This is a genomic window from Brevibacillus sp. FW306-2-1A-C05A, assembly GCF_058781555.1.
Map to the genome: position 1 here is coordinate 41,140 of NZ_JBYSWV010000030.1, position 22,790 is coordinate 63,929.

At 51.7% G+C, this 22,790-nt stretch carries 24 protein-coding genes, 1 pseudogene and 2 other annotated features; of the genes and pseudogenes, 1 reads left to right on the forward strand and 24 read right to left on the reverse strand.

The window, feature by feature from the left end; genetic code table 11:
• Positions 1-19 precede the first annotated feature (19 nt).
• Positions 20-184: a sequence feature (ribosomal protein L10 leader region), on the reverse strand.
• A 42-nt stretch (positions 185-226) separates the two neighbouring features.
• The 15 genes from rplA to AC3WJN_RS17490 form a co-directional block, all read right to left on the reverse strand.
• A complete protein-coding gene (gene rplA / locus AC3WJN_RS17420; protein ID WP_005828884.1) occupies positions 227-910 on the reverse strand; it encodes a 50S ribosomal protein L1 in 684 nt (227 codons plus the stop codon).
• A gap of 91 nt (positions 911-1,001) precedes the next feature.
• On the reverse strand, positions 1,002-1,427 hold the full coding sequence (gene rplK / locus AC3WJN_RS17425) for a 50S ribosomal protein L11 (protein ID WP_005828886.1): 426 nt from the start codon (positions 1,425-1,427) through the stop codon (positions 1,002-1,004).
• Positions 1,428-1,610: 183 nt separating this feature from the next.
• Positions 1,611-2,147, reverse strand: coding sequence for a transcription termination/antitermination protein NusG (nusG, locus tag AC3WJN_RS17430; protein ID WP_005828888.1), 537 nt, complete (start codon positions 2,145-2,147; stop codon positions 1,611-1,613).
• A gap of 45 nt (positions 2,148-2,192) precedes the next feature.
• The gene (secE, locus tag AC3WJN_RS17435; protein ID WP_005828890.1) at positions 2,193-2,441 is read right to left on the reverse strand and encodes a preprotein translocase subunit SecE; all 249 of its coding nucleotides are present in this window, start codon (positions 2,439-2,441) and stop codon (positions 2,193-2,195) included.
• The gene (rpmG, locus tag AC3WJN_RS17440) at positions 2,441-2,590 is read right to left on the reverse strand and encodes a 50S ribosomal protein L33 (RefSeq protein ID WP_003392018.1); all 150 of its coding nucleotides are present in this window, start codon (positions 2,588-2,590) and stop codon (positions 2,441-2,443) included. The genes secE and rpmG overlap by 1 nt, the downstream gene beginning before the upstream one ends.
• Before the next feature lie 292 nt (positions 2,591-2,882).
• A complete protein-coding gene (gene sigH / locus AC3WJN_RS17445) occupies positions 2,883-3,533 on the reverse strand; it encodes an RNA polymerase sporulation sigma factor SigH (protein WP_005828894.1) in 651 nt (216 codons plus the stop codon).
• 82 nt (positions 3,534-3,615) lie between these two features.
• The gene (locus tag AC3WJN_RS17450; protein ID WP_007787058.1) at positions 3,616-4,140 is read right to left on the reverse strand and encodes an NYN domain-containing protein; all 525 of its coding nucleotides are present in this window, start codon (positions 4,138-4,140) and stop codon (positions 3,616-3,618) included.
• Between the two features lies 1 nt (position 4,141).
• Complete coding sequence (gene rlmB / locus AC3WJN_RS17455; protein ID WP_005828897.1) at positions 4,142-4,897, reverse strand: 23S rRNA (guanosine(2251)-2'-O)-methyltransferase RlmB; 756 nt, start codon at positions 4,895-4,897, stop codon at positions 4,142-4,144.
• Positions 4,898-4,900: 3 nt separating this feature from the next.
• Entirely contained in the window at positions 4,901-5,302 is a 402-nt protein-coding gene (locus AC3WJN_RS17460) for a Mini-ribonuclease 3 (protein ID WP_005828899.1), read from the reverse strand.
• A 17-nt stretch (positions 5,303-5,319) separates the two neighbouring features.
• Positions 5,320-6,726, reverse strand: coding sequence for a cysteine--tRNA ligase (gene cysS, locus AC3WJN_RS17465; protein ID WP_005828901.1), 1,407 nt, complete (start codon positions 6,724-6,726; stop codon positions 5,320-5,322).
• A complete protein-coding gene (cysE, locus tag AC3WJN_RS17470) occupies positions 6,707-7,372 on the reverse strand; it encodes a serine O-acetyltransferase (protein WP_005828902.1) in 666 nt (221 codons plus the stop codon). Before cysE ends, cysS begins: the two co-directional genes overlap by 20 nt.
• Positions 7,373-7,457: 85 nt before the next feature.
• Positions 7,458-7,719, reverse strand: a binding site (T-box leader).
• A gap of 25 nt (positions 7,720-7,744) precedes the next feature.
• A complete protein-coding gene (gene gltX, locus AC3WJN_RS17475) occupies positions 7,745-9,211 on the reverse strand; it encodes a glutamate--tRNA ligase (RefSeq protein ID WP_005828903.1) in 1,467 nt (488 codons plus the stop codon).
• A gap of 82 nt (positions 9,212-9,293) precedes the next feature.
• Positions 9,294-9,767 carry a 2-C-methyl-D-erythritol 2,4-cyclodiphosphate synthase gene (gene ispF / locus AC3WJN_RS17480; RefSeq protein ID WP_005828904.1) on the reverse strand — a complete coding sequence of 158 codons (474 nt, stop codon included), beginning with the start codon at positions 9,765-9,767 and terminating at the stop codon, positions 9,294-9,296.
• 3 nt (positions 9,768-9,770) lie between these two features.
• Positions 9,771-10,457 (reverse strand): 2-C-methyl-D-erythritol 4-phosphate cytidylyltransferase, encoded by a 687-nt coding sequence (gene ispD / locus AC3WJN_RS17485; RefSeq protein ID WP_005828905.1) that lies wholly within the window; start codon positions 10,455-10,457, stop codon positions 9,771-9,773.
• A gap of 34 nt (positions 10,458-10,491) precedes the next feature.
• Positions 10,492-11,580 carry a PIN/TRAM domain-containing protein gene (locus AC3WJN_RS17490; protein WP_005828906.1) on the reverse strand — a complete coding sequence of 363 codons (1,089 nt, stop codon included), beginning with the start codon at positions 11,578-11,580 and terminating at the stop codon, positions 10,492-10,494.
• Between the two features lie 288 nt (positions 11,581-11,868).
• Between AC3WJN_RS17490 and AC3WJN_RS17495 the strand changes: the two genes are divergently transcribed.
• Entirely contained in the window at positions 11,869-12,264 is a 396-nt protein-coding gene (locus AC3WJN_RS17495; protein ID WP_005828907.1) for a nucleoside triphosphate pyrophosphohydrolase family protein, read from the forward strand.
• Between the two features lie 93 nt (positions 12,265-12,357).
• Here the strand turns inward: AC3WJN_RS17495 and pssA are convergent, their stop codons facing one another.
• The 9 genes and pseudogenes from pssA to AC3WJN_RS17540 all read right to left on the reverse strand — a co-directional run bounded on the left by pssA (position 12,358) and on the right by AC3WJN_RS17540 (position 22,456).
• Positions 12,358-13,086 (reverse strand): CDP-diacylglycerol--serine O-phosphatidyltransferase, encoded by a 729-nt coding sequence (pssA, locus tag AC3WJN_RS17500; RefSeq protein ID WP_005828908.1) that lies wholly within the window; start codon positions 13,084-13,086, stop codon positions 12,358-12,360.
• A gap of 117 nt (positions 13,087-13,203) precedes the next feature.
• Positions 13,204-14,246 (reverse strand): annotated as a pseudogene (gene disA / locus AC3WJN_RS17505) (DNA integrity scanning diadenylate cyclase DisA).
• A gap of 9 nt (positions 14,247-14,255) precedes the next feature.
• On the reverse strand, positions 14,256-15,623 hold the full coding sequence (gene radA / locus AC3WJN_RS17510) for a DNA repair protein RadA (protein WP_005828909.1): 1,368 nt from the start codon (positions 15,621-15,623) through the stop codon (positions 14,256-14,258).
• A gap of 110 nt (positions 15,624-15,733) precedes the next feature.
• Positions 15,734-18,184: an ATP-dependent Clp protease ATP-binding subunit gene (locus AC3WJN_RS17515; RefSeq protein WP_005828910.1), complete on the reverse strand. Its 2,451-nt coding sequence runs from the start codon at positions 18,182-18,184 to the stop codon at positions 15,734-15,736.
• A gap of 70 nt (positions 18,185-18,254) precedes the next feature.
• On the reverse strand, positions 18,255-19,325 hold the full coding sequence (gene mcsB / locus AC3WJN_RS17520; RefSeq protein WP_005828911.1) for a protein-arginine kinase McsB: 1,071 nt from the start codon (positions 19,323-19,325) through the stop codon (positions 18,255-18,257).
• Between the two features lie 20 nt (positions 19,326-19,345).
• The gene (mcsA, locus tag AC3WJN_RS17525; RefSeq protein WP_005828912.1) at positions 19,346-19,864 is read right to left on the reverse strand and encodes a protein-arginine kinase activator protein McsA; all 519 of its coding nucleotides are present in this window, start codon (positions 19,862-19,864) and stop codon (positions 19,346-19,348) included.
• 29 nt (positions 19,865-19,893) lie between these two features.
• Complete coding sequence (locus tag AC3WJN_RS17530; protein ID WP_005828913.1) at positions 19,894-20,358, reverse strand: CtsR family transcriptional regulator; 465 nt, start codon at positions 20,356-20,358, stop codon at positions 19,894-19,896.
• A gap of 257 nt (positions 20,359-20,615) precedes the next feature.
• Entirely contained in the window at positions 20,616-21,302 is a 687-nt protein-coding gene (locus AC3WJN_RS17535) for an HAD family hydrolase (protein WP_007787045.1), read from the reverse strand.
• Between the two features lie 23 nt (positions 21,303-21,325).
• Positions 21,326-22,456: an MGDG synthase family glycosyltransferase gene (locus AC3WJN_RS17540; RefSeq protein WP_005828915.1), complete on the reverse strand. Its 1,131-nt coding sequence runs from the start codon at positions 22,454-22,456 to the stop codon at positions 21,326-21,328.
• Positions 22,457-22,790: the final 334 nt, after the last annotated feature.

The window sequence follows — 22,790 nt, forward strand, 5'->3', positions numbered from 1 at the left end:
ACACCTCCCGTGCTCTAATCCTGGAAAAAGAAGAATGCCCTCGCAGACATCACGAGGGCATAATGCTCTATCGTCAAAGGAAATCCACATTTCCTCATTCGTACATTACACGCCTCGGAGGGATATTAAGCGTTACTCTTGCAAGCACCGCACCTTCTGTCTACGGCATATTCTTTTCGTCAACAGGAACTATCTTAACAACTCCCCAAAAGGAAGTCAAGCGTCATTATTTTACAGCTACGCGTACACCAGGACCCATTGTAGAGCTCAGGGTTACATTTTTCATGTAAACACCTTTTGCTGCAGCCGGTTTCGCACGGTTCAGCGCTTCTGTCAGAGCAGCCAGGTTTTCAGCCAGCTTGTCAGCGTCGAAAGACACTTTTCCGATCGGAGCGTGGATGTTACCTGCCTTGTCTACGCGGTACTCGATTTTACCGGCTTTGATTTCGTTAACCGCTTTGGTTACGTCGAAAGTAACTGTACCGGTTTTAGGGTTTGGCATCAGGCCTTTTGGACCGAGTACACGACCCAATTTCCCTACTTCACCCATCATGTCAGGAGTAGCTACTACGACGTCAAAGTCGAACCAGCCACCTTGGATTTTCGCGATCATGTCTGCATCGCCTACGAAGTCAGCGCCAGCAGCTTCTGCTTCTTTTGCTTTTTCGCCTTTTGCAAATACAAGAACGCGTTGTACTTTACCAGTACCGTGTGGCAATACTACAGCACCACGGATTTGTTGGTCAGCACGTTTCGGGTCTACACCCAAACGGAATGCTGCTTCAACTGTTTCGTCGAATTTAGCAGTAGCTGCTTTTTTAACCAGCTCAATGCCTTCGACTACTTCGTACACTTTGTTTTTATCAACGAGCTTTACAGCCTCTTGATACTTCTTACCTTTTTTAGCCATGAATAAAAATCTCCCTTCAATGTGGTCGTAGCGGTTAATCCTCCCACAGACAGGGGGGCACAATGTCTGTGCCCCCTTGCACTCAAGACAATTAGTCTTCGATTACGATACCCATGGAACGAGCAGTACCTTCCACCATGCGCATAGCCGCTTCCACGGATGCAGCATTCAGGTCAGGACGCTTCAGTTCAGCGATTTCGCGAACTTTATCACGTTTCAGCGTAGCAACCTTTGTTTTGTTTGGTACGCCGGAACCGGACTCGATACCAGCAGCTTTCTTCAACAGAACAGCAGCCGGAGGAGTTTTTGTGATAAAGGTGAAAGAGCGGTCTTCGAACACGGTGATTTCCACCGGGATAATCATACCAACTTCGCTCTCTGTACGAGCATTGAATTCTTTACAGAACCCCATGATGTTTACACCAGCTTGACCGAGAGCCGGACCTACTGGAGGTGCAGGATTCGCTTTACCTGCTGGGATTTGTAATTTAATTACGCGGATAACCTTCTTAGCCACGTAAGACACCTCCTTACTTCACATGTGGTTATTACGGGGGAATGCCCCCTCCCACCTTTTTATGAAAGTCTCGCAAAAGACTTTCGATCTATAGTGAGAGTGCAAGAAACCCCAGATATTGTTGTGGGATTGTTAAAACAAAATGAAATGTACCACATAGCGCGATACTTTTCAAGTTGAATCCTAATCCAATTTTTGAACTTGTGTAAAGTCTAGCTCTACCGGTGTTTCGCGACCGAAGATGTCCACCAATACGCGAACCTTCTGTCTGTCGGGGTGAATCTCGATAATCTCCCCGGTGCGATTAGAAAACGGACCATCTGTGACGCGCACCATATCGCGGAGAGCAAAATCGACTCTGATCTTGGGAATTTCGATCCCCATTTGCTTGAGAATCGTATCGGCCTCTTCAGGACGCAGCGCTGTCGGCTTGGAGCCAGCGCCCGTGGATCCGACAAAGCCGGTAACCCCAGGAGTGTTGCGCACGACATACCAAGAGTCGTCCGTCATCACCATTTCAACAAGGACGTATCCAGGAAACACTTTTTTCGTGACGGTGCGCTTTTTGCCATCCTTAGTCTCCACTTCTTCTTCAGTGGGAACGAGAACGCGAAAGATCTTGTCTTCCATGCCCATCGACTCGACGCGCTTCTCTAGGTTCGTCTTTACCTTGTTTTCGTAACCTGAGTACGTATGAACGACATACCATGCTTTTTCCATATCCACCAGGACGTTAACCGTCCGTCCCTCCTAAGACTTGCAAAATTACGTTCCTAGAATCAAATCGATCAAGCGCGAGATTCCCAAATCAACGACGAAGAAGAATATTGCCAGAAGCACAACCGTAACGAGAACGACGATCGTATAGGTCGTCAATTCTTTACGATTCGGCCAACGGACTTTCTTTAGTTCGGACATTACGTCGCCAAAGAAATCACCGGTGCGGCGAAAACTGGCTCCGATTCGTGCTAAAAAACCCACTTTGCCACCCCCTGACTTCGTCGCATCAACCATTACTTCGTCTCGCGATGAAGGGTTTGCTTCTTGTCACGGGAGCAATACTTTTTCAGCTCAACACGTTCAGTAGTGGTGCGCTTGTTTTTTGTGGAGATATAGTTACGCTCGCCACACTCGGTGCACGCCAACGTGATGTTTACTCGCATTTATTGCCACCTCCATCTCATTTCAAACCTGCTATTCGTTAAAAGTACCAAATGATAAATAGTACGGGAAAACCGCTACTTTTTCCTGACCATTTCATTCACCAAAGTAACCATAGAACAGAGAGATAAGAGTCTATGGCTACCTAAATAAATTTATCACACCAAAATACCCATGTCAAACAAAACGACTTGACAAAAAGAAGGCCTTTTGCTTCCATATTCCTCCGCGGTTCGTTATGTACAAAGCTTTTGCGCGCTTGGCGGTCCGAAAATAAAAAGAGATTCCCCTGTTTTACAGATGAATCTCTCTTCCTTCCAGATAGCGCTCCAGTTTGCGTTTGACGCGCTGCAGTGCATTATCAATAGACTTGACGTGACGTTTGAGCTCGACGGCAATTTGTTGATAGGACCGTCCATCCAGGTACAGCATCAGCACTTGCCGCTCCAGGTCACTCAAAATTTCGCTCATTTTCCCTTCGATGTCATCAAACTCTTCGCGATTGATGAACAGCTCTTCCGGATCAGTCACTTTGGTCCCGGAAATCACATCGAGCAGTGTCCGATCAGAATCCTCGTCGTAAATCGGCTTGTCCAGCGAGACGTACGAGTTGAGCGGAATGTGCTTCTGCCTAGTCGCTGTCTTGATCGCCGTGATGATTTGACGAGTAATACAAAGCTCGGCAAACGCCTTGAACGACGTGAGCTTGTCCCCTCGGAAGTCGCGAATGGACTTGTACAGACCGATCATGCCTTCCTGTACGATATCTTCGCGGTCAGCCCCAATAAGAAAATAGGATCTCGCTTTGGCACGCACAAAGTTCTTGTACTTGTTAATCAAGTATTCCAGAGCTTCGGCATCATTATCGCGAACCAGGTCGACTACTTCTTCGTCGGTCATTAGTTCATATTGGGCATGTTTTAACTCCTTGAGGTCAACACTCACAAATGATCCCTCCGCCAACCGGTTTCTCCATAGCTAGCGCTATTATACATGATGCCGTAAAAAAGCGTCAACCGAATCCAAGTTATTCCCTTCTCCATTTTTCGAATATTTTCGCTATTTCGTCATTCAGCGCAATCCGTTTGGAGAACCGTTCTTCGTGCGTTTTTTCGACCTGCTGCTTGATTTCTTTCCCGGCGTTTTCCATATCGAGCAGCAACTCCCTCGCGGATTTGCGCAAGGCTCCCTGTCCAAAAATAACCCGCTGGGACGTATAGTCCGAGGTCGCTACATAAATTTGTCGATTTTTTTGGTGAAATTCGGAGACAAGCTGCTCAATTTTTTCGTCAGCCGTCTCCTTTTTCTTCGTGAAGTAGATTTCAACCAGGTAATCTTCCATTTGCCGGCCGATGCCGGGAACGTTGTATGCGTCGAACACGATGATGACTTTGATCCCGGTATAGCTCTGGTACTCTGCCATTTTGGAGATCAACCGGTCGCGCGCCTCGTCCATCCGCTCCTGATCTTTCAAAAGGCGCAGCTCAGGCCAGGCCCCGATGATATTGTAGCCGTCCACGATCAAAAGCTGTTTGGCTTTTCTTTTCGCCATCTCACTTCACCCGCGTCGGAAGAGGACTCCTGGAGCGATATACTTCATACATCAGCAAAGCAGCAGCCACCGAAGCATTCAGGGAGGTGACGTTGCCCGCCATGGGCAGACTGTAGAGGAAATCACAGTTTTCCCGCACGAGGCGACTCATCCCTTTTCCTTCACTGCCGATGACAACGGCGAGCGGCATCGTGTAGTCGCCCTGGCGGAAGTCCTGCTTGGCGCTGGCGTCCGTTCCCGCGATCCAGACTCCGCGCTCCTTCAGCTCCTCCATCGTGCGCACGAGATTGGTGACGCGCGCTACGGGCACGTAGTTGATCGCTCCGGCTGACGCCTTTGCCACCGTCGCTGTCAGGCTGACAGAGCGCCGCTTCGGAATGACGATGCCATGCGCTCCCACCGCATCTGCGGTACGCATGATCGAACCCAGGTTATGCGGGTCTTCCAGCTCGTCCAGCAGCAAAAGGAACGGCTGCTCGCCTTTTTCCTCGGCCCGCTGCAAAATGTCGTCAACTTCTACGTAGTCGTAAGCCGCGACAGAAGCCACGACTCCCTGATGGTTGTCCGTCGACACAAGCTGGTCCAGCTTTTTGCGGTTGGCGGTAGTCACAATGACCCCCTGCTCTTTTGCCAAAGCAAAGACAGGTGCCATCAAATTTTTGTTGGTCCCTTCCGCAATCCAAATCTTGTTGATCGTGCGCCCGGAACGCAGCGCCTCGATCACGGGGTTTTTCCCCAAAATCCACTCTTCACTCATGCCTTACTCTCCTTCCACAATCGCAAACGCCTGTTGCACAATTTCTGCGATCCTCTCTTCTTTTCCACACAAATACAAGTAGCCAATCAGCGCTTCAAAAGCCGTAGCATGCCTGTAGTCGATAATATCGGCATTTTTGGCGGTGGAGCCGGACTTGGCATTCCGCCCCCGTTTTACCACATTCAGCTCTTCCTCCGGCAATGTCGGCATCAGCGCGAGCAGCACATTGGCCTGTGCTTTGGCTGAAACGTAACGATTGGCCGCCTTGTGGAGCTGGTTAGGTTTAACCAGCCCCTTGGCGATCAGATGATACCGCACGCAATGCGCATAGGTAGCATCGCCCAGAAAGGCGAGCACGAGTGGATTTGTCAGGTTTGGATCTCGGGTCAGTTCTTCTTTTTGCATCTAGCTTCTTCGGCCCCTTATTTTCGGCGCCAGCGAACACCTTGTGGCGTGTCCTCCAGCACGATTCCTTTTGCCGCGAGCAGGTCGCGAATTTCGTCAGAGCGGGCAAAGTTTTTCGCTTTGCGCGCCTCTGTGCGCTCTGCGATCAGCGCGTCGATCTCACTGTCCACCAGCTCCTGCTCCTCGGCAATCTCAAGTCCGAGAACTTCTGTCAATTCCACGAGCAGCTCCATATAGGCGCGAACCTCTCCGGCCCCTACATTTTGGTGGCGCAAATACAGGTTCGCTTCCTTCACCACGTCGAAAATGACCGTGATGGCATTGGCTGTATTAAGATCGTCGTCCATTTCAGTAATGAACCGTTCTCTCAGCTCATTGATGATGCGCTGCTGTTCCTCGGCCTGGCCGTTCGGCTCCTCGTCTCTTGCCGTATCCAGGCGGTGGGAGAGGTTCGTGTAAGCCGTTTTGATGCGCTCCAGGCCGTTCGCTGCCTGCTCCAGCAGCTCCTCGCTGAAATTGATCGGGTTGCGGTAGTGGCCTTGCAGCATGAAGAAACGGATCAACTGGCCGCCGAATTTTTTGGACAGATCGCGAGCGAGCAAAAAGTTTCCGAGGGATTTCGACATTTTCTCGTTGTCGATATTGAGCATCCCGTTGTGCAGCCAGTAGCGGGCAAACACTTTTCCGGTAAAACACTCGGACTGCGCGATTTCGTTTTCGTGGTGCGGGAACACAAGGTCGGTTCCGCCCGCATGAATGTCGATCTGTTCGCCCAAAAACTTCAGGGCCATCGCCGAACATTCGATATGCCAGCCTGGTCTGCCTTCGCCCCACGGGCTGCTCCAGGTTACTTCGCCTTCCTTCGCAGACTTCCAGAGCGCGAAGTCGAGCGGATGCTCTTTTTTCTCGTTGATCTCTACGCGAGCGCCTGCCTGCAAATCGTCCAGCGGCTGGTGCGAGAGCTTGCCGTATTCCTGAAAACGCCCCGTGCGGAAATAGACGTCGCCTTCGCTCTCGTACGCGTAGCCTTTTTCGATCAGCCCTTCCACGAACGAAATGATCTCCGGAATCGTCTGCATGACGCGCGGCTGAATGTCAGGCGGCAACACGTTCAGCGCACGCAGGTCCTCGTTGTACGCATCGGTGTAGCGATCTGCTACTTCCTTGACCGTCGTTCCTTCCTGGTTGGCTACCCGAATCAGTTTGTCGTCCACATCGGTAATGTTTTGCACGAACGTCACTTCGTAGCCGCGGTATTTCAAATAACGTCGAAGCGTGTCGAAAACAATAGCGGGACGGGCGTTTCCAATGTGAATGTAGTTGTACACGGTCGGTCCACATACGTACATCTTCACCTTGCCCGGCTCCAATGTGACGAACGGTTCCTTTCGTCGTGTCATCGTATTAGTCAGTTGAATGCCCATGGTTCTTTTTATCCTCCCTCAAAAGCTCCAATTCTTTGCGCAATTGATCGATTTCCTTTTGCATCAGACGAATCGTGTCTGCAACCGGGTCAGGCATGTTGACGTGGTCCAGATCGTGTTTGACGCGTTTGCCATCCTGAATGACGATGCGTGCCTTGATCCCTACTACGGTCGAGTTGGGCGGCACTTCCTGCAAAACGACTGCGCCAGCCCCTATCTTTGAATTATCGCCAATTTTGAAAGAACCCAACACTTTTGCCCCCGTCGCGATAATGACATCGTTGCCGATTGTGGGATGGCGCTTGCCTTTTTCCTTCCCGGTTCCCCCGAGCGTGACGCCCTGATAGATGGTGACATTGTCGCCGATTTCACATGTCTCCCCGATGACCACGCCCATACCGTGGTCGATAAACAAACCTCTGCCAATTCGCGCGCCCGGATGAATTTCGATCCCGGTGAAAAAGCGGGTAACCTGCGACACAATCCGCGCAAGCGTGTACCACTCCGCTTTCCAGAGCTTGTGGGCAATCCGGTGCCCCCATATGGCGTGCAGACCTGAATAGGTCATGACAACTTCCAATGCACTGCGTGCTGCCGGGTCTCTTTCAAATACAGCCTGAATGTCATCTTTCATCTGTGCGAACATAGTTGGGTGGCACCTCCTGCCTGAAATTCCTGCCAGATTTTTTTGCTGCAAAAGAAAAACGCCTCCACCCCTTCAAGGACGAAGGGACAGAGACGGGGTTTACCGCGGTTCCACTCTGCTTAGATCGCTGTTCATCCGGCCAAAAGAAAGCCAGTCGCACGATCTCGCTCTACATCCCGATAACGGCGGGAACCGATGGCACCTACTGATGTCGTCCAAACAGTCAGACACGTTCAGCTCATTGCTCACAGGCGCATTTCCGAACAGGGCACGCTGGATGGCTCTCACCTTTCCATCCTCTCTGTAAACGTGTATCCTGCCGTACTTCTCCTGATCGTCGCATTCGTTTGTATATCACTGGCCCTTTACAGGCTATTTTCCGTTTGCAATCACACGCTGGGCACGCGCCAACACTTTGTCGCGTCCGAGCAGGTACAGCGTCTCTGCCAAGTCGCGCCCGTGCGCTTGACCCGTTGTGCCGACACGTACTGGCATGAACAGCGCTTTGCCTTTTTGACCCGTTTCCTTTTGCACGTCCTTCAGCACCGCTTTGATGACATCCACATTATATGCATCCTGGGCCGACAGGTGTTTCACAAAAGAAGCGAGAACTTCCGGAAACTGCGGTTCTTTCAGTACCATTGTCGCCTCTTCATCGTACACCACTTCGTCCAGGAAGAAAAGAGCGGCCAATGGAACGATTTGGGCACAGTAGGACATTTGCTCCTGGTACAGCGCGACAATGCTGCGCACCCACTCCCGCTTCTCGTCAGACAGCGTTTCCTCGATAAAGCCCGCTTTTTGCAGGTGCGGAATGCACATGTCGGTAATCAGATCGAGCGGCTGACGCTTCAGGTAGTAGTTGTTCATCCAGTTCATTTTTGTCGCATCAAATACTGCCGGCGACTTGCTCACGCGCTCCATGGAGAACAGCTTGACCAAATCGTCCATGAGGAAAATTTCCTCTTCGCCACCTGGAGACCAGCCCAAAAGAACGAGGAAGTTCACGATTGCTTCTGGCAGGAAGCCAAGATCGCGGTATTGCTCGATGAATTGCAAAATGCTTTCATCGCGCTTGGACATTTTTTTGCCATCCTGGTTGAGAATCAGTGCCAAGTGGGCGAAGTCAGGCGCTTCCCAGCCAAACGCTTCGTAGATCATCAATTGGCGAGGCGTGTTGGAGAGATGTTCCTCGCCGCGAATGACGTGGCTGATTTTCATCAGGTAGTCGTCGATCACAACCGCGAAGTTGTAGGTAGGGATACCGTCCGGACGGCAAATGACGAAGTCGCCCATTTCGTTGGAGTTGAATGTCACCTGTCCGCGGATCAGGTCGTTGACTACGTATTCGCGGTTATCCGGCACAAGGAAATGAATGGATGGCACACGGCCTTCCGCTTCGTATTGCGCGCGCTGCTCTTCTGTCACATGGCGATGCTTCTCCAGAATACGCGGAGTTTCTCCACGCGCCAGTTGTTCTTCGCGCTCGGCATCCAGCTCTTCCTTGGTCGCGTAACAGTAGTACGCCTTGCCTTCTGCGAGCAGTTGATCGATATATTTACGGTAAATGTCCAATCTCTCGGTTTGGCGATACGGGCCGTAGGGGCCGCCCACATCGGTGCCTTCTTCCCATTCGATTCCGAGCCATTTCAAGTTCTTCATTTGCTCTTCATCGGCATTTTCCTTATTGCGCGTTTGGTCCGTATCCTCGATCCGAACGATAAACGAACCGCCGTGATGTTTGGCAAACAGATAGTTAAAAAGCGCTGTTCGCGCACCGCCGATGTGCAAATGCCCCGTAGGACTCGGCGCATAACGCGTGCGGATTTCTTTCGCCATTTTTAGCACCATCCTTGTGAATGTAAAAGGCTATGATCCTTCATGAATACGTTTCTAAGGCTTTATGTTACACCTTGCCCCTTTACTTGACAAGCAAGCATGCAGCCTGGGCCGCGATTCCTTCTCCTCTGCCCGTAAAACCGAGCTTTTCCGAAGTCGTCGCCTTCACGTTTACCTGCGAGGCGTCTTCTGCCTCCAGCACACGGGCAATGACTTCGCGCATTTGCGGTATGTAAGGAGCCATTTTCGGCGCTTGCGCGATAATCGTCGCATCTACGTTGCCAAGGCGATAGCCACGCTCTTTTGCCAGCTTCCACACATGCTCGAGCAGCACGACGCTGTCAGCTCCCTTGAAGGCAGGGTCCGTATCCGGGAAGTGGCGCCCGATGTCGCCTTCGCCAATCGCTCCGAGAATCGCGTCGCTGATGGCGTGCAGCAGCACATCGGCGTCAGAATGGCCCAGCAAGCCTTTTTCATACGGAATGGTGACGCCGCCGATAATGCACGGACGACCTTCCACCAGTTGATGCACATCAAATCCTTGTCCAATACGCATGATTTACTCTCCCCTTCGCTTACGCATGATCTCTTCACCGAGCCACAGGTCATCCGGCGTCGTGATCTTAATATTCTCATAGCTTCCCTGCATGACGGACACAGGATGCCCCAGCCATTCGACCAGCATCGCGTCATCCGTACCGAGCTTGCCCGCTTTTTCTGCCGCCTCATGCGCCTCTCGCAGCAAAGACATACGAAAAGCTTGTGGGGTTTGAACCGCCCACAAGCTTTCCCGTGCCGGGGTAGCCTCCACAAGCCCTGTGGCCCCCACCACTTTTATCGTATCCTTGACAGGCACGGCCATGATCGTGGCCTGATCGCGCCGCACCTGCCGGAGCATGTCGCTGATCTGCTGCTGCGTGACGAAAGGTCGGGCAGCATCGTGAACAAGCACGTAGGTACAGGATGAAGCCAGTGACGCCAGACCGTTTCTGACGCTGTCCTGCCGTTCGGCGCCGCCCAAGGTGACGGTGACTTGCAGCTTTTCCGCATCCACCAAGGCAAGCACGTCGGCGTAGTCCGCTTCGCTCACGACCAGGACGATCTGGTCGATCTCCTGATGCGAAGCGAAAAGGCGAACGGTGTGAGCCAAGATCGGCTCTCCTGCAAGCGGCAACCACAATTTGTTTCGTTGACCGCCCATTCTTTTGCCGGAACCGGCAGCAACGATCACGACCCCTGTACTCACGTTTTCTTTCCTCTCCCGTCTTGTACTTCTCGCCTTACAGCGCTCTTTCCAGCAGCTTCGGCTTGGCGAAGATCATCCGTCCCGCTGACGTTTGCAGCACGCTGGTGACCAATACGTCCACGTCGTTGCCGATGTATTCGCGTCCGCCTTCCACGACGATCATCGTGCCGTCGTCGAGATAAGCAACGCCCTGACCGTGCTCTTTGCCGTCTTTGATGACTTGCACGTTCATTTCTTCCCCTGGCAGCACGACCGGCTTCACGGCGTTAGCCAAGTCGTTGATGTTCAATACCGCCACGCCTTGCAGCTCGCACACTTTGTTCAGGTTGAAGTCGTTGGTGACGACTTTTCCGTTCATGACCTTCGCCAGCTTAATCAGCTTGCTGTCCACTTCGGATACTTCTTCAAAGTCGCCTTCCCAAATCTGCACCTTGACCTTCATTTCCTTCTGGATCTTGTTGAGGATGTCCAGACCACGGCGGCCGCGGTTGCGCTTCAGCACATCCGAGGAATCCGCGATGTGTTGCAGCTCCTCCAGGACAAAGCCCGGAATGACCAGCACGCCCTCCAAAAAGCCCGTGCGGCAAATATCTGCAATGCGTCCGTCAATGATGACGCTCGTATCCAAAATCTTGTGCTCGACATTGGTCGTCGCAGCAGCCTGTTCCTTTTTCTTATCCTTGCGTCCAATAGAGAAAACCGACATAATCTCGTCCCGCTTGCGAAACCCTACCTGAAAGCCCAGATAGCCGAGCAACCCGGAAACAACCAGTGGCAACAGATCACCTATTAGCGGAATCGGAATTTTACTGATGGGCAGGAATAATAAAAAGGCAACAATAAGACCACTAATCAACCCCATCGCTCCGAACATCACGTCAACAATCGGCATTTTGACGAGCGTCTCTTCTCCCCAGCGAACTACCCTCAAAATGTAGTCCAACAGCCAATTAGCTAAAAAGAAGAACAGAATGGCACCAAGTACCGCCCCAATATATTGCGCTCCAGCAACTACTCCAAAATTCAACAACGGGTTGAGCAGCGAAAACAGCTCTGTACCGTATTGGTACCCCAAGCCACCGCCAACCAAGACAAAAAAGATTTTTCCTATGCGGCGTACCATGCCTTCACCTCCTTTTATTAATTATAGACAGAAGCCTATGAGTAAAACCCTGTTTCTTTCCAAATAGCGAAATTGCTTCATTATCGCTTTCCCTCACTATAGCAAAAATGATTTTACCATGTCAAATAGCCAAAAATTTTAACATAGTTGCCATTTTCTCGTCAACCTCAAACACCTGTTTCCTTCCCAGGCAAATTGACAGCGGCCAGACTCCCTTCTTATAATGGCAGTAACACAATGAGCGAAAATTGTGACGATACGAACAGCTTAAAGCAGAGGTGAATCGATATGGACAAACGAGATGTAGACGACTTTCAAGCACAAGTATCCGAGCTTTTGATCCGACATCGAAGCGTACTGGACGTCATGTCCAAAGTTCAGGAAACAGCGTCTCGCATCAACCGCTCCCTGACGAAAGCCATCACCGAATGCGGCTGTGTTGAAGTGGTAGCCAAAAAGCAAACCTACGACGCAAGCAAAAACCTGGAGGAGAACAAGTCCCATCTGGACACTCACTTTAACGGCCCACTATGCGAGCATTGTCGCGACGTAGTCACAGCAGAGCTTGGCAAAAATCTTTTTTACCTGACCGCCTTGTGCAACATTACAGACATCAAGCTGGAGGACGTCTTGCAAAAAGAATCGAACCGGCTGAATACGCTGGGTGTGTTCAATCTTTCTTAACCCCACACTCGTATTACGAATGAACCCTACAAAAAGTTGCATCCAAAAGCGAAAAACCCGCACATCGCAGCGCGGGTTTTTTCATTGCCTGGCTTATTCAAATGGCACAGATTCTTCTTCCTTGTTCTTGCGCTTGCGTAATTTTTTGACGAGAAAGTCAACGTTTTTTTTTATTCCATACAGGGCATAGAAAGCAAGCGGCAGGAAGACGATTTTGGGAAACTGCTGCGGATACTTGATCGCAACCACAACGACGATGGCGATGATGATCGGCGTAATCCAGTAGGCCGATTTTGGAATCCCGACCTTCTTGAAGTTCGGATACTTGACCTTCGATACCATGAGGAAAGCCAGAAGCAGCATGCTCACCGCAAGCAGTACCGGATTGAAAACTTGATGATACAGGGCCAGCGTGGCCAGCACGCCACCGGCAGCCGTGATCGGCAGCCCGATGAAATATCCCGGAACTCCGGCCTGGACGTTGAATCTGGCCAGACGGAGCGCACCACAGATCGGGAAGATGGCGGTAACGAGAATCCCAAGCCAATCGAAGTGCTGCAGGACAACAACATACATGATGAAAGCCGGAGCTATCCCAAACGTAATGACGTCAGAAAGCGAGTCGAGTTCCTTTCCGAATTCACTTTGCGCATTCAGCATGCGAGCGACGCGTCCATCCAGTCCGTCCGCCAGCATACCGATGATGACCGTAATCGCCGCGTAATCGACGTAATGATCGCCTCGAAACGCAAGTATGATTGCCAAGACTCCCAGAAACAAGTTGCTTACGGTTAGCATGTTCGGCAACGATTTCACGAACATAGACTACCTCCTGATTTCTTTTGCAGAGGAGACAGTGTATCCTGTCAAACTTGCTGTTGCTTTCAAGTCCCCTGGGCAAATGTTGAATAACAAATAATGCCTTTATCCTATTCTACTTTAAATGTGCCTGTCAATGAACACTTGCTCCTGAATCCGTTTCAGGCCCTCCTTGATAGCCCGGGCGCGCACTTCGCCAATTCCTTCCACCTCGTCTAATTCCTGAATCGTCGCCATCATAATTCTCGGCAAATAATGAAAATGCTCGACCAAATTGGCGATGATGGAAAGTGGCAGTCGGGGAATTTTGTACAAAATCCGGTATCCCCTTGGCGACACCGATTCTTCCAGCATGCTGGCACTCGCGGAAAACCCGAGAACACGCAGGAAAGACCCGAGCTCCAGCACTTCCTCGGAGCTTAGCTTTTTCATCTCGCGCAGCACTGCGTCTGGAGCATGCGCCACGTCCTTGGCGTAGTCGCGAATGAGCATTTGCGCTTCTTCCTCAATATTCGACACAAGCTCCTCCAGTTGCATGCTGACGAGCCTGCCTTCTGCTCCCAGCTCGCATATGTACTTGGAAATCTCCGTTTTGATCCGCAGCACCATCTCGATTCGCTGCAAGACAGAGGCGACTTCGTGCAAGGTGACCAGCTCTTCAAATTCCAGTGCGCCGAGATTGGTCATGCCTGATCGAGCACCGCCTTGTATTTTTCCAGGGTGGATACTGCCTGGTTAGCCTTGGCGAGAATAACGCTGATCTCATTGAGCACATAGCGGAAATTTCCTTGGTACAAGGTGATGACATTACCCCGCCGGGATATGGCGATGACCAGGTAGCTCGTGTGGATCGCTGTCCGTTGCGCAGTCCGGTGCCGAGTACCTGTCTCGCTGGTGTGGATGGAAGCAGGCGGAAACAGTTGGGTATTGGCGTACAAGATTCGTTTGGCATCTTCACTTACTATAATCGCCCCATCCATCTTCGCCAATTCATACAAATGGGCAGGAGAAAAGTCGCAATTGATGGAAAAACCGCCGTCGACGATCAGGCTGCCGGTTTTGGCGCGCAAAACATTTTCAAGCCCTTCGCGAAGCTGCGTCCCTGGTGCGACCAAACGAAGCACATCGCCGAACTGCGGAGTTCTTTTCGTGTTCTCCTGCATATTCCGCCCTTACCTCCTTATCACCTCGTTCAAAGCATCTGCAATATTGCTGACGCCGATCACCTGAATGTCGTCTGGCGCATCCAGGCCGCGAATGTTTTTCTCCGGTATAATCACGCGTTTGAAGCCGAGCTTGTGCGCTTCCCGCACGCGCTGTTCAATGCGCGATACGCCCCGCACCTCTCCTGTCAGGCCAATCTCCCCGATCACGACGTCGTGCGGATTGGTGGCATGGTCGCGAAAGCTGCTGGCGATGCTGACGGCGATCGCCAAATCGACAGCAGGCTCATCCAGGCGGACGCCCCCGGCCACGTTGACATACGCGTCCTGATTTTGCAGCATCATGCCCATGCGCTTTTCCAAAACAGCCATAATCATCGCCACACGCTGGTGATCGACGCCTGTAGCCATTCTCCGGGGCGTAACGAAGCTGGTCGGTGCCACGAGTGCCTGAAGCTCCACCAGGACTGGACGGGTGCCTTCCATGCTGGCTACGACGGTGGAGCCAGCCACGCCGAAGGGACGCTCAGCCAGAAAAATCTCGGAAGGGTTTGCGACCTCTTCCAGACCGCGATCCTTCATCTCGAAAATACCGATCTCGTTTGTCGAACCAAAACGGTTTTTGACAGCGCGCAAAATCCGGAACGTATTGTGGCGCTCGCCTTCAAAATAGAGAACTGCGTCCACCATATGTTCAAGCATACGAGGACCTGCGATCGAGCCTTCTTTGGTCACGTGGCCGACAATAAAAGTACAGATTCCTTTGCCCTTGGCAATCCGCATCAACTGGGCTGTCGCCTCGCGTACCTGCGCGACGCTTCCGGCCGCAGACTGAACAGCGGGATGGAACACGGTCTGGATCGAGTCGATAATCAACACATGAGGGTCTACTTGATTAATATGCTGTTCGATCAAATCCAAATCATTTTCTGCCAATACAAACATCGGGGGCGTCTGCATATGCAGCCGGTCTGCGCGCAGCTTGATCTGCTTCGCGGACTCCTCCCCGGATACGTACAGCACTTTGGCCCCCTGATGAGCCAGAGCAAAAGAGGTCTGCAACAGCAGTGTGGACTTGCCGATACCCGGATCGCCGCCGACCAGGATGAGCGAGCCTGGGACAAGCCCTCCCCCGAGCACGCGGTTCAACTCGCCAATGGTCGTATCCATGCGCGGCTCTTCTTCGCTGGCTACCTGCGTCAAAGGGATAGCCGACTGGCGCGTGCCGCCGCTCAGCCCTTCGTGGCGGTGCGCCGCCTTGACTGTCACTTCTTCCACCAATGTATTCCAGCTATTGCAGCCCGGGCATTTTCCCATCCATTTTGGCGATTCATAGCCACATTCTTGACACGCGTATTTCGTTTTATACTTTGCCATAATCGCTACCCTCACTTGGATTTTCTTCTCTACTTTTATCATAGTTGTGCAGCCAAAAAAAGAATACCTCCCAAAACAGGAGGCATTCTTCATGATGCTTTTCGCCCAGCTTACGATTTTGTTTTTTCCAGTCGTTTGACGACCAGTTTGCCTTCTTCGGCCTCGATGTTGACTGTGTCGCCCTTGCTGATGTTGCCCTTGAGCAGTTCTTCCGACAATTTGTCTTCGATATGGCGCTGAATGGCACGACGCAGCGGGCGCGCCCCGTACGCTGGATCGAAGCCTTCTTTTGCCAGCAGCTTTTTGGCATCTTCCGTCAATTGGAAATCAATGCTTTGTTCTTTCAAACGCTTGCGCAGCTCGTCGGTCATCAGCGATACGATTTGCTCGATATGCTCCTGCTCCAAGGAGTGGAACACGATGACTTCGTCGATGCGGTTCAGGAACTCCGGACGGAAGCTCTTTTTCAGCTCATCCATGACTTTGTCCTTCATATCCTGATATTTTTTCTCGGTATCGTTGGTGGTGAAACCGAGTGTCGTGTTTTTCTTAATCATGCTGGCTCCGACGTTGGAGGTCATGATGACGACGGTGTTGCGGAAATCTACGGTACGGCCCTTGGAGTCCGTCAATCGGCCGTCATCGAGCACCTGGAGCAAAATGTTGAAAACATCCGGATGCGCCTTCTCGATCTCATCCAGCAGGATGACGGAGTACGGCTTGCGGCGCACTTTTTCCGTCAACTGGCCGCCTTCGTCAAAGCCGACATACCCTGGAGGAGCCCCTACCAGACGGGCAGTGGAGTGTTTCTCCATGTACTCGGACATGTCGACGCGGATCATGGCGTCCTCGTCTCCAAACAGCGTCTCTGCCACGGCACGGGCCAGTTCGGTTTTCCCCACGCCTGTCGGGCCGAGGAAAATAAACGAGCCGATTGGGCGTTTCGGGTCTTTCAGACCGGCACGGGCACGGCGAATCGCGCGGGAGATGGATTTGACCGCTTCGTCCTGACCGATGACGCGATCGTGCAAAATCTCTTCCATTTTCAGGAGGCGCTCTGTTTCCTCTTCCTTCAGCTTCAGAACAGGGATTCCCGTCCAGCTAGCGACGACAGTCGCGATATCCTCTGGCGTCACTTCCATGTTCAACTGGCCTTGGCGTTCTTTCCAGTCTTTTTTCGTTTTGTCCAGTTCTTCGCGAAGCTTCTGTTCCTGATCGCGCAGGGCCGCCGCCTCTTCAAACTCCTGCGATTGCACAGCCGCGTCTTTTTCCTTGCGCACCTCTTCCAGACGGCCTTCCAGCTCTTTGAGGTTTGGCGGAACCGTGAACGATTGCAGGCGCACCTTGGACGCTGCCTCGTCGACGAGGTCAATCGCCTTGTCCGGGAGGAAACGGTCGGTAATGTAACGGTCAGACAGCTTCACTGCCTGCTCGATGGCTTCATCGGTAATTTTTACACGGTGGTGGGCTTCGTAACGGTCACGCAAGCCATGCAGGATGCGAATCGCGTCCTCTGCCGTCGGCTCATCCACCTGAATCGGTTGGAAACGGCGCTCCAGCGCAGCGTCTTTTTCGATGTATTTGCGGTATTCATCGAGCGTGGTTGCCCCGACGCATTGCAGCTCGCCGCGAGCGAGAGCCGGCTTGAGGATGTTGGAGGCGTCAATCGCGCCTTCCGCACCGCCTGCGCCGATGAGTGTATGCAGCTCGTCAATGAACAGGATGATGTTTCCTGCCTGGCGGATTTCATCCATAATTTTTTTCAGGCGGTCTTCGAATTCTCCGCGATATTTGGTGCCCGCCACAACGGTTCCCATGTCGAGCGTCATGACGCGCTTGTCACGCAGCGTCTCCGGAATTTCGTTGTTGACGATTTTTTGCGCGAGACCTTCTGCGATGGCCGTTTTCCCCACACCAGGCTCCCCGATCAGTACCGGGTTGTTTTTGGTGCGCCGGCTCAATACTTGAATTACACGCTCGATTTCTTTTTGACGGCCGATCACAGGGTCCAGTCCGCCATCGCGTGCGATTGCCGTCAGGTCGCGAGCCAATCCGTCCAGCGTAGGCGTATTCGCCGCAGGATTGCCGCCGGAAGGCTGATGCGACGCCATCATTTCCGAGCTGCCCAAAAGCTGCAGCACTTGCTGACGCGCCTTGTTCAAGCTGACGCCGAGGTTGTTCATGATTCTTGCGGCGATGCCTTCGCCTTCGCGGATCAGCCCGAGCAGGATGTGCTCTGTGCCCACATAGGTATGACCCAGTTTGCGCGCTTCGTCCATGGACAGTTCAATTACTTTTTTGGCGCGAGGTGTATAGTTTGGTGTGTAATTACTACCGGACTGCTCTGTTCCGCGTCCGATCAACGACTCCACTTCGCTCTGGATTTTATCGAGTCCAAGTCCGAGCGATTGCAAAGCCTTGGCAGCAATCCCTTCGCCTTCTCGAATCAGTCCCAGCAGTACATGCTCCGTCCCGATATCTTTGTGACCGAGACGCACTGCCTCTTCCAGGGCAAGCGCCAGTACTTTTTGTGCTCGTTCTGTAAAACGTCCAAACATCATATCGTACACCTCCGTATAACCGTGTTTTTCTCTATAGGTTCACTTCTGTTGATGCCTTATGTTTTGCCAATCATGCTGGTCCTGTCGCACTGAGCCTCTCCCGAATCAACCGTGCCCTTCGCTCGTCGCGCTGGTCTGGCGTCAGCTTTTGTCCTGCATGCTGCTGCAGGAAGCCCGGCTGAGTCGTCACCAGCAGCTCGTTCATCACCAGAGGCGATACCCCCGGGATGATGCCAAGGTCAATGCCGAGGCGGACGTCAGAGAGGCGTTGGGCTGCTTCCTTGGACTCCACAGTGCGCGCATACAGCAAAATCCCGTAAGAACGGAAAATGCGGTCTTCCAAAGATATGCGCGTATGCTCCAGCAAATAAGTACGTGCTACGCGTTCCTGCTCAATAATCTGTCTGGCAACGCCGTAGAGGTTGGAGAGAATATCGGTTTCCGACATTCCGAGCGTGACCTGGTTAGACAACTGGAACAGGTTTCCTAGAGCTTCGCTGCCTTCCCCGTAAATTCCTCTAACGACCAGACCAACTTGATTAATCGCCTGCAAAATTCTGCTGATCTGCTGCGTCATCACCAATGCAGGCAAATGCAGCATGACAGAGGCGCGAATCCCCGTACCGACGTTGGTCGGACAGCTCGTGAGGTAGCCTCTCGTCTCATCGAACGCGAAGTTCAGATGCTTCTCGAAAATATCATCTATTTTGGTTCCTATTTCCCATGCTTCATTCAAACGAAACCCTGGCAACAGCACCTGAATCCGAATGTGGTCCTCTTCGTTCACCATAATGCTGACAGACTCGTCAGGACTCAGGAGCACAGCGCCTTTTCTCGATTCCTCCGCCAAGTGCGGACTGATGAGATGCTTTTCCACCAGCACCCGTTTTTCCAGCGGATTGATCTGGTCCATATGGAGAACCTGCAGCGGCTGGCGCTTGCGCATGGCCTCCGATTCGCTCACTTCCGTTACCTTTCTGACGACTTCCTCGCCTTGCGAGTCGGTTGCCAATAACGGAAAAGGGTGCTGGCGCAGGTTTCGGGCGATGCGCAGCCGTGTGCTGATGACGATATCGGAATCAGGACCTTCTCCTTTCATCCAATTGCTCCACGGGTTTTGCATAAACTGCTTTTGTGACATGACCAGCTTACCTCCCCTTGTTACGATTGAGCGATTTTTTGTTCCAGCGCACGGATTCGGTCGCGCATTTCAGCCGCTTTTTCAAACTCTTCGCTGGCGACGTGGTTTTGCAGCGCACGTTTTAGCTGCTCCAGCTCTTTGCGGATTTTCAACTGCCCGCCTGTGCGTTCCGGAACCTTGCCGCTATGCTGCGTATTGCCGTGAATGCGGCGGAACAACGGATCGAGCCGGTCACCCAGGAAGGTGTAGCAATCGCTGCAGCCAAATCGGCCGCTTTTGCTGAACTGGGCATACGTGAGTCCGCATGTTTCGCAGCGGAGCGGCTTGCTGGGCGCAGGCTCGCGTCCGTTTTTTTGCATGGGATCAAATTTTAACAGTCCTGACAGGAGATTGTTGATGCTGAAGTTGTGAAATCCGGTAAAGACGTCCCCTTTTTCGGAAGCGCAATGCTCACAAATATGGTATTCGGTTTTTTCACCATTGACGATTTTCGTCAAATGCAGTGTCGCCGGTCGTTTTCCGCATTCCTCACAGTTCATTACATCCTACCCCCTAACACATGCTTCATTTACTTCAACAAGATAGCCGCAATCATCTGCTTTAATATATTTGCCCGCAAACGATCCCGTAATTCAGACTCCAGAGTCAAAACATTTCGGGAGGTGGCGATTTTCATCAAGGCTGCTTCTTTGGCGTTGACCAAACCTTCTTCCTGCAGCCTCTCTACAATCGCGTTCCCTACACTCTGCGAGATGCTTTCGCCAATCAGCTCTTCGGTCAGCAATTCCTGCAATCGCGCCTTGCTCACAATCTGCACCTTGCGAATGCGGATATAGCCGCCGCCCCCACGCTTGCTCTCTACAATGTACCCTTTTTGTACCGTAAATCGCGTATTGATGACGTAGTTGATTTGAGACGGCACACATTGAAATAAGTCGGCAAGCTCACTACGCTGGATCTCGATCGAGCCATTGGGACTTTGTGTCAAAATGCCTTTTAAGTGTTGTTCAATGATGTCCGAGATGTTACGCAAGTCATCGCCTCCTATTCCATATGTGTATGTGCTTGCTACTGACTTTGACTATCTTTGACTTTAATTATAATGGGTTTGCGACGCGCTTGCAAGTGATCGATACACTTTCTAGTGTGGGCAAAAGGCGGGCGCTTGAAACCATCCAAAACAGTAACGGCACGACCGTTTTGTCGACGGCAAGCGGCACGTCTCGGCTCATGAATTGTCGAAGCGTTTTATGTTTTATACAGAAAAAACCACTCCTCTAAAGGAATGGTTTATGTCAGTCTTTGCGATTTGGTGTCGATTGCCGGCAAATGATCCAGTAATTGCGGAAACTGCGTAATGACGACATTTGCCCCGTCCAGTTCTCCTGGCTTGGCGAAGCCGAAGTCACATCCGATGGTAAACAGGCCGTTTTTTACTCCTGCCTCTACATCGGAATGGCGGTCGCCTACCATGACCGCCTGTTCTACCTGGTAGTCGGCGATGAGCTTGGCTACCAGATCCACTTTGGAGCGCGTGCGGAACCGTCCCGCCGAGTACAAATCCGTCAGCAACGGATTGAGTGCATACTCCTGGCAGATGGCTTCAATGTACTCCTTCTGTCCGTTGCTCGCGACAAACAGCGGAATCCCCTTGGCGTGGAGCTGTTCCAACGTCTCCCTCACGCCAGAGTACAAATCGGTCACTTTTTCTTTGAGCAAAGCAATTTCGTTTTCCAGCAAAAAAGCATCCGCCGCGCGGACAGCTTCTTCATTTGCGCCTGGCAAAAGCTTTTTCCAGACCTGCTCGACAGTCAGTCCGAGCACGTTGACCAACTCTTCCTCGCTTGGCGTCTCGCCTGCCCACAAGCCTTTTTCTCTCAATCGCTCAAATGTCCGCAAAAAAGCGGGCGTCGACAACTTCTCCGTCTGCAGCAATGTGCCATCCATATCAAAGAAAATGGCAAACGGCATACTCATGCGCTTCCTCCTGTTAGCCCGTTCTACGAACTTTCGTTAGTGGTTGCTTGCAGCATACTCATATCATCCAAAATAAATTCTGCGATGCGCTGGGCGGCATCCGGCTTTGATATTTTTTGCCCCATCCGTCGCATGTAGTCAACTTTTGACGGACTGTGCAACAATTCATCGATAAAGTAAATGAGCTGCTCGGACAAATTGGCGTGTACGGCGCAGCCGTTGTTTAGCAGGAAGTGGCTGTTTCTCTCTTCCTGTCCTGGCAGCGGGTTGTAAATAATCATGGGCACCCTCTTGCTCATCACTTCGGCAGATGTCAGTCCGCCGGATTTGGTGACGATCAAATCGGCAACCTCCAAATACTCATGGAAGTTGTTAATGAATTTGAGGGGGACTACCTCATGACGGTACGTTTTATTCGTCACTTTTTTGTACAGCTTTTCATTGGTTCCGGTCATGACAAATGTTTTCAGCGGAAGGTTGATGGCTTCCAGTCCATCGAGAACTTTTTCCATCGAACCGAGGCCGAGACCTCCCCCGGAGAGAAGGATGCATTTTTGCTCTGGCGCGAGTCCAAGCCTTTGCTTGATCTCATTGGCATCAAGCGGCATGCGGAACTTGCGCATGATCGGAATCCCCATCGGAATGAATTTCTGGTGATCTTGTCGGTAAATGTCGACCAGATAGTACAACTGTTCATGTCCAATGAAGTAATAATTGATGTGATGATTAATCCATGAGGGATGGATCGTATAGTCGGTAATGATCGTGTAGATCGGTTCCGTCCAGTCATTTCTGCCCTTCAGCACAGACAGCATGCAACTGGCAAAAGGATGCGTAGCAATAAAGGCATCCGGTTGAACGCTGTTAATCAGCTTTTTCAGCTTGTTTGCCAACAGCTTGTTCATCAGGACGTTCATATCAAAAAAACGGCTTTTTTCGGTGTTATGGTAAATTCTCCCCCACATTTTCGGCGACAATCTCAGCAGGTTCATGTAACTTTCCAACAAAATCTTGTGAAATGTAGGACTGATATATTCCAACGTATCAATTATCATGGAGGTGCAACCATTCTCAGCCAGGCTTTCCTGCATCGCTCTCGCTGCCTGATTATGACCGTTACCGATGGAAGCGGAAAAGATTAGAATTTTTTTCATGCCTATTCTCCTTCATAACCTTGCCTCGCCTACTCCAACGCCTGGATCGGGTACCTTATCATGTTAGTCTACCCCGAGACCGCTCTGCAAGAGGGAACTTGTCGGTCATTCGGCCTAACTTGTCGACAAAAAATTCACTAGCAATTGTGAAGCACGAAGCCTGTCTGGTCGTGTAAAAACAAAAGCCTCCTTACCCATTGTGAGGTAAAGAGGCTTATTTCATTCCCTGAAAACTGGATCTGCATGTTTGCTAAGAGTGTGTGGATAAGTCCTCGACCGATTAGTATTCGTCAGCTCCACGCGTTGCCGCGCTTCCACACCGAACCTATCAACC